We start from the raw sequence: 7,256 nt of genomic DNA, 5'->3' as shown, positions 1-7,256 counted from the left end.
ACACGCGCCGCAACGACGCGCACAGAAAACCCGATCACGGCCACTGTCAACCATCAGCTGGGACCGAACTGTCAAGCATCACCCGGGATCGGACAAGCCCCACGCCCCGCACTGAGTTACAACTTTCTCTACTGGTTCAAGGCGGCTCGCTCCGCTCACCGCGCGCGGCCCGGCCCCCGGCCGGGCCTGCGCTCCTGTCTCCGCCCCGCTCCAGCCCGGCCAGCGCCCGTGCCGCGCACTGAGCAATCAGCCGCCTGATGCCAGAGAAGGGGTACGTCGCGGCTGGGGCGGTCGGCTCCACGGCTTTAGGCAGCCACTTTGGCGCGAGCCTCGAAGATCATGGCCCCAACGTCGTGCTTTACCGGGCAGGTCCACAGACTGCCCGACGCGCCGGAAGCTTACGGGGCCATGATCACTCGCGCCAAAGCAGCTCCAGCCCAAAGCCGTTCCGCCGACCTCACGACCTTGAACACTGCTCTGCCTCGGGCAGGTCCCGACGGATAGGGTTCGGTTAACGCGCACGGCTCCCGTCGAGCAGAGCTGTGACCGCCCAAGCCTTAGACCGGAGAAGACCTGCGTGAGCGTCCTCAGTCAGTTCGTGTGGAGCGTCGCCGACACCCTGCGCGGCCCCTACCAAGAAGCCGAATACGGCTCTGTGATCTTGCCGTTCACCGTGCTGCGGCGCCTGGAGTGCGTGATGGAACCGCACCGGGAGGTGATGGCCGAGATCATCAGCCAGTACCCCGGTGATCAGCAGCGCCGCACTCACCTGAAGCTGAAGACGCGCACCCCAGACAATGCGGGTCTGAACTTCTGGACCACCAGCAATTACACCCTGGAAAAGGCTCTGCAGGACCCGAAAAACCTCGCGGCCAATCTCATCGACTACGTCTCTGGCTTCTCGTCGAACCTGGACGTGTTCAAGTCCTTCGACTTCGAGAACGTCCTGAGCACACTCGACGTCCGTGATCGCCTCTCACCGGTCGTCAAACACTTTCAGAAGATCGACCTGAGCCCTGAGACCGTCTCGAACGCCGACATGGGCGACCTGTTCGAGAACCTCATCTACCGGTTCGCCGAGTCCGCCAACGACGGTGCCGGCCAGTTCTACACACCCCGCGACGTCGTCCGCCTCCTCATCGACCTTGTCTATGCCGAGGACACCGAGGCACTACGCGACCGAGGCCGGGTGCGCTCCATCTACGACCCCACGGTCGGTACCGGCGGCATGCTGACCGTCGCCGACGAGCACCTCCACGACCTGAACCCGTCCGCCTCAACAGCCCTATTCGGCCAGGAGATCAACCCGCGCACCTACGCGATCTGCAAGGCCGACCTGCTCATCAAGGGTCAGGACCCGACCAACGTCCGCCAAGGCGATACCCTCGTCGTCGACCGATTCAAGGACCGCAAGTTCGACTATGTCCTGTCCAACCCGCCATTCGGCACTGACTGGAAGGCCGTCGCTTCCGAGGTAACCGACGAGCACGAGCGCGGTGGTCAGGGACGCTTCGCCCCCGGATTGCCGGGCATAGGGGATGCCGCAATGCTGTTCCTCCTCCACGTCGCCTCGAAGATGCGTGACGTGGACGAGAACGGTTGTGGTGGAAAGGCCGGCATCGTCCTCAACGGTTCACCGCTCTTCACTGGCGGCGCTGAATCCGGACCGTCCAAAATTCGCGGGCACATGCTGGAGCAGGACCTAGTCGAGGCGATCGTCGCTCTACCCAACGACATGTTCTACAACACCGGAATCCCCACCTACCTGTGGATCCTCTCGAACGCCAAGCCGACCGAACGCAAGGGCACCGTCCAGCTCATCGACGCTACAGGGCTCGGCTCCAAGCTGCCCAAGTCGATCGGCTCCAAGCGCGTCGAAATCTCTGACGACGCTCGCACCTCAATCGTGCAGGCATTTGCCTCCCGCGAGGCATCGGATATCTCAAAGATCTTCGAGAACCGAGACTTCGCCTACTGGACGATCACCGTCGAGCGTCCCCTGCGCCTAAAGTTCCAGTGCACTGCCGCGCGGATCGCCGACGTGGCCGACCACAAAACCCTTGGTAAGATCCCAGACCTGGTTGAGGCCCTCGGCTCCTTCGGCGAGCAGGTCTATCTCAACAGGGAGGACTTCCTCCATGACATCGGCAAGCACCTGCGTGAGTGCTCCGTCACGCTGACCGCGGCTCAGCGCAAGGCACTGTGGCAGACAATCGGCGAACACGATGACGACGCCGACATCTGCCGCTACACCTCCGGCCCGCACAAGGGCAAGATCGAGCCCGACCCTGCTCTGCGCGACACCGAGAACATCCCCTTCGGTTGGGGCGGCCACCCCAAAACCCACGACGCCGCCCAGGAGACCATCGCCGCCTACTTCGAGGCTGAGGTCAAACCACACGTTCCCGATGCCTGGGTCGACAAGACGAAGACCGGCTACGAGATCCCGTTCACCCGGCACTTTTACCGCTACAATCCGCCCCGCCCGTTGGAGAAAATCGACGCTGACCTCAACCGCGTTGTTAGCGAGATCATGAAGATGCTGCGGGAGGTGGAGGCGTGAGCGCTGTTCTGCCAGTGAAACGACTGGCAAACGTCGTACTCGGGAAAATGGTTCAGCCGGAGCCGAAGAGCCCGTCTGACATCCCCGCACCATACCTGCGAGCTGCACACGTCCAGCCTCAAGGGAAGATCATTGACCTGCCGGAACAGCCGATGTGGTTCCAACCGAGCGAACTGCGGATACTCGATTTGCGACGCGGCGACGTTGTGATCGTTGAAGGTGGCGCCGGTTATGGCCGATCAGCTGTGCTCCGGGAGGACCTGCCAGGGTGGGGCTTCCAGAACTCGATCATTCGCCTGCGCCCCCTCGCTGGGCATGCCGATGGGAGGTTCCTCGACTATGCGCTGCAAGACGCACTCACGCGTGGCCGGGTTGACCTCGTCACAAGCACCGCAACGATTCCGCACTTCACCGCCGACAAGGTGTCCAAATTCGAGGTCTCCGCACCTGCCCTCGTTGAGCAGCGGGCCATTGCTGACTTCCTGGATCGCGAGACGGCACAGATTGATGTTCTGGTCTCCAAACAGGAGGAGTTCATCGAATTCCTCCGGGAACGACGAGCTGGGTTGATCGCCAGTGTCGTAGCTGGTCTCGATCGCGGCGCCGATCTTGAGTCGGACCACGTGTCCTGGATCGGGCCCTGTCCTCCGGGATGGACTCGTGGCCAGGTCAAGCACTTCGGATCGGTGACTCTTGGCAAGATGTTGCAGAGCGAAAACAAGGGTTCCGATGTTCTTGCTCCATATATGCGAGCCGCTAACGTGCAACCCAACGGCGAACTTGCCCTCGTCGACGCGAAGTCGATGTGGTTCAACCCTCGCGAATTGCGAATGCTCGACCTGCGAGCAGGTGACGTGGTCGTAGTCGAGGGAGGGATCGGTGGCTACGGTCGCGCGGCTTTCATCTCTGAGTCACTTGAGGGCTGGTGCTTTCAGAATTCCATCAACCGGATCCGTCCCGTCGGTGAGAACGATGGTCGCTATCTGACGTACTTCCTCATCATGGCCAGGCAGAAGGGCTTCATCTCGGCATACTGCAACATCGTCTCGATGCCTCACCTGACTTCCGAAAAGCTGGCGGCAATGCCCATTATGATCCCGCCCTCAGGTGTGCAGCGGCAGATTGCAGATAGCCTTGACGAGCAGACCGCAAAGATCAACGCCCTGATCGCCAAGGCGCAGGAGCACATCGCCTTCGCCAAGGAGCGTCGTGCCGCGCTCATCACGGCCGCTGTGACCGGACAAATCAACGTACGCACCGCCCGGAAAGCAGGCTGACGATGGCTGCGTCGGATCAGACCCGCGAGGATGCATTCGAAGCCGAGATCTGCGAGTACCTGGCCATCCACAGCTGGGCGTGCAGCGAGTCGGATGACGGGTACGACGCGAAGCGTGCCCTGTGGCCGGAGGACGTGCACTGGTGGCTGAGCACCACTCAGCCTGAGGAATATGAGAAAGTCGTCAAAGTCGGTACCCCGACGGTGCAGGCCGACAGGGACGCATTGCTCGATGCACTCGTGGCGCGCCTGGATGCTCCGATGAGTTCGGGTGGCGGCACGCTAAACGTGCTGCGGCGGCGTTTCTCGCACACTCGTGGTGCGACAGCGCACTTCCGGATGTGCCAGTTCGCGCCGGCAACGACCCTGAATCCGACGGTAACGAAGGCCTACGAGTCGGTGAGGCTGCGGGTGGTGCGGCAGGTGCACTTCTCGTCGGCTCGCGGCGACAACCAGTCGATCGACCTGGTGTTCTTCGTGAACGGGCTGCCGGTGGCAACGTTGGAGCTCAAGTCATTCTTCAAGCAGGAGTGGCGCACTGCGGTCAAGCAGTATAAGCAGGACCGCCAACCGAAAGGCCAGCCGCTCCTTGGCTTCGGCACTCGCGCCCTGGTCCACTTTGCTGTCGACGACGACGAAGTCTGGATGACCACGAAGCTGGCTGGCGACAGGACCTACTTCCTGCCGTTCAACCGGGGCCACGCCGACGGCGCGAAAGGCAACCCCTCGAACCCGAATGGTGCGGCCACCTCCTACCTGTGGGAGGAGGTTCTTGAGCGGCATAACTGGCTCTACATCCTCGGCGCGCTGATGTTCCTGCGTAAGGACGAGGACGAGGACCCGGCCACCGGGAAGATCAAGCGGACGACGACGCTGCTGTTTCCCCGCTACCACCAGTGGCGTGCGGTGCGGCGGATCGTCGACGAGGTCCGCGTTGGCGGGCCGGGGCGGCGGTATCTGATCGAGCACTCGGCCGGCTCAGGCAAGACCAACACGATCGCCTGGACCGCGCACCACCTCGCCCGGCTGCACGATGGGGACAATCGCAAGGTCTTCGACAAGGTCCTAATTGTCTCTGACCGCAAGGTCCTCGACCGGCAGCTCCAGGACGCCGTCAGCCAGGTCGACGACTCCGGCGACTCGGTGGCCATCATCGATTCCGCCGCCGTGCGCCGCGCTGGCGGCTCGAAGTCCCGGGCCCTACTCGACGCGCTGACCGGGCCTGCTCTGGTCGTCGTGGTCACGATCCAGACATTCCCCTACATCAAGGGCCTGATTGACACGACGTTCAGCGACAAGGTGTTCGCTGTCATCGTCGATGAGGCCCACACCTCTCAGTCGGGCAGGACGGCCAATGCCCTAAAGAAGGTCCTCACCGATGGCGGGCAGGTCGCCGAGGACGAGGTTGTCGACACCCAGGACGTCGTCAACGAGCTCCTGTCGGCCGACGACGAGCAGGCCAAGCGCGAGCGGCAGATATCCGCCGAGACGGCAGCCCGAGCCTCGTCGCCGCACGTGTCGTTCCTTGCGTTCACCGCCACACCGAAGCACAAGACGAAGACCCTGTTCGGGCGACCCGGCGACGATGGCAAGCCCGAGTCGTTCGATGTGTACACAATGCGGCAGGCCATCGAGGAAGGGTTCATCCTCGACGTGCTGCGTGGTTACCAAACGTACAAAACAGCGTTCGAGATCGAGGAGCGCGGCACCGGTGGCGTCGTCACCACGATCAGCAGTGGCGAGGACGGTCAACTGGTCGACCCGAAGGTCGCAACGAAGAAGATCATGCGATTCAAGAACCTTCACCCGTCCAACATCGGGCAGAAGGTCGAGATCATCGTCGAGCACTTCCGGGCCAACGTCGCGCGTCTCCTCGACGGCCAGGCCAAGGCCATGGTCGTCACCTCCTCACGCCAGGCAGCCGTCCGCTACAAAATCGAGATGGACAAGTACATACGCGTCAAGAGCTACGGGCTCAAGACGATCGTCGCGTTCTCCGGTGACATCACCGACGAGGACTACGGCTTGGAGAACGCCACCGAAGCCTCCTTGAACCCGGGCCTCGGCTCCGATCTCGCCCGGGAGTTCAGGCGCCCCGACTACCGGCTGATGCTGGTGGCGGAGAAGTTCCAGACCGGCTTTGACCAGCCGCTGCTGTGCGCAATGTACGTCGACAAGCAACTCCCTGACGTCCATGCCGTTCAGACACTCTCCCGTCTCAACCGCACCTACCGCGCCCCGTCGGGTGAGGCGAAAGACCAGACGTTCGTCCTCGACTTCGTTAACGACCCCGTCGACATCCAGAATGCATTCCTCCAGTACTACACCAAGGCCCACGTCGAGACTGCTACCGACCCCAACCTCGTCCACCAGCTCGCCACGAAGCTCGCCCAGCCCGGCATCTACACCCGCGCCGACGTCGAACGCTACGCCGAAGCCTGGTGGGGCCAGCAGCGGCACTCGGCACTGGCGGCGGCGATCGCGCCGGCTCGCGATGAGTTCGCCAACCGATGGGTCGACGCAACCGATAGGGACGACAGCGAGGCTCTGAACGAGCTGCGGACCTTCCGCAAGGACTGCGGCTCCTACGTCCGCCTCTACGACTTCATGTCTCAGGTCGTCGACTACGCGACCACCGACCTGGAGAAGCTCGCCGAGTTCCTGCGCCAGCTGGTGCGCCTACTTGCGGTCGACGACGCGCGCGCCGACGTGGACCTGTCCGGGATAGTCCTCAAGCGGGTGCGGCACATTGACCAGGGCAAGGCGGCCATAGCTCTGTCCGGAGACCAGGAGACGCAAGGGCTGCGGGGCGTCACTGGCATCGGTACTGCCGTAGCCCGCGATCCGCAGCAGGTGCTGCTGTCGGAGGTAGTCGCCAAGATCAACAGCCTGTTCGGGGGCGAGTTCGCGAACCCACAGATCGGCGGCTTCGTCACGGCCGCGGCCGGGATGGCCGAGGAAGACCCGCGGATCGCCGAGCAGATCGACAACAACGCCCAGGACCAGTTCCTCATCTCCCCCAACCTGCGCGAGGCCCTAACTGACGCGGCCGTGCTTAACGAGGGGGCTTTCGGGAAGCTGACTGGCGCGCTGACCGGCGAGAGCGAGCGAGCCGAAGAGCTCATTCAGCTGATCGGCGCTTACCTGTACCAGTCTCGGCGCGCGCGCACGGAGCCTGAGGGCGGCCCGGAAGATCTAAAAGAATGAATGCTTGAGGGAGGGATCTTCCGGGGAACGCCTCGGAAGATCCCTCCCCTGCGAGTGCCGCCCCATCTGCCCGACTGACCTGTACCTTCCCACTCCGTCGCACGGCAGCGCGTTCGCTGTTGTCCCCCATTCCCCTGTCCGCCGGACCGGGCGTCCGCTCCCCGCCCCGGCCCGCCGCTTCGCGGGCAGAACGAGCGGGGCCCTAACCAA

3 protein-coding genes are annotated in these 7,256 nt (G+C 63.3%); all 3 read left to right on the top strand.

Going from position 1 to position 7,256, the window contains the following annotated elements; genetic code table 11:
* Positions 1–577 precede the first annotated feature (577 nt).
* From ACIQTP_RS16735 to ACIQTP_RS16725, 3 genes are read left to right on the top strand one after another with little or no spacing between them, the layout of a single operon-like run.
* On the top strand, positions 578–2,563 hold the full coding sequence (locus ACIQTP_RS16735) for an N-6 DNA methylase (protein WP_403400435.1): 1,986 nt from the start codon (positions 578–580) through the stop codon (positions 2,561–2,563).
* On the top strand, positions 2,560–3,840 hold the full coding sequence (locus ACIQTP_RS16730) for a restriction endonuclease subunit S (RefSeq protein WP_403400432.1): 1,281 nt from the start codon (positions 2,560–2,562) through the stop codon (positions 3,838–3,840). Before ACIQTP_RS16735 ends, ACIQTP_RS16730 begins: the two co-directional genes overlap by 4 nt.
* Before the next feature lie 2 nt (positions 3,841–3,842).
* Positions 3,843–7,046 (top strand): type I restriction endonuclease subunit R, encoded by a 3,204-nt coding sequence (locus ACIQTP_RS16725; RefSeq protein ID WP_403400429.1) that lies wholly within the window; start codon positions 3,843–3,845, stop codon positions 7,044–7,046.
* Positions 7,047–7,256: the final 210 nt, after the last annotated feature.

This window comes from Streptomyces sp. NPDC090798 (assembly GCF_044768965.1).
In the GTDB taxonomy this organism is placed as follows: domain Bacteria; phylum Actinomycetota; class Actinomycetes; order Streptomycetales; family Streptomycetaceae; genus Streptomyces.
Note: the sequence above shows the minus strand (reverse complement) of the source record. Positions and strands in the feature narration are given on the sequence as shown.

Coding starts and splice junctions, on each gene's coding strand:
- ACIQTP_RS16725 (WP_403400429.1), top strand. CDS start 3,843: ATGGCTGCGTCGGATCAGACCCGCGAGGATGCATTCGAAGCCGAGATC.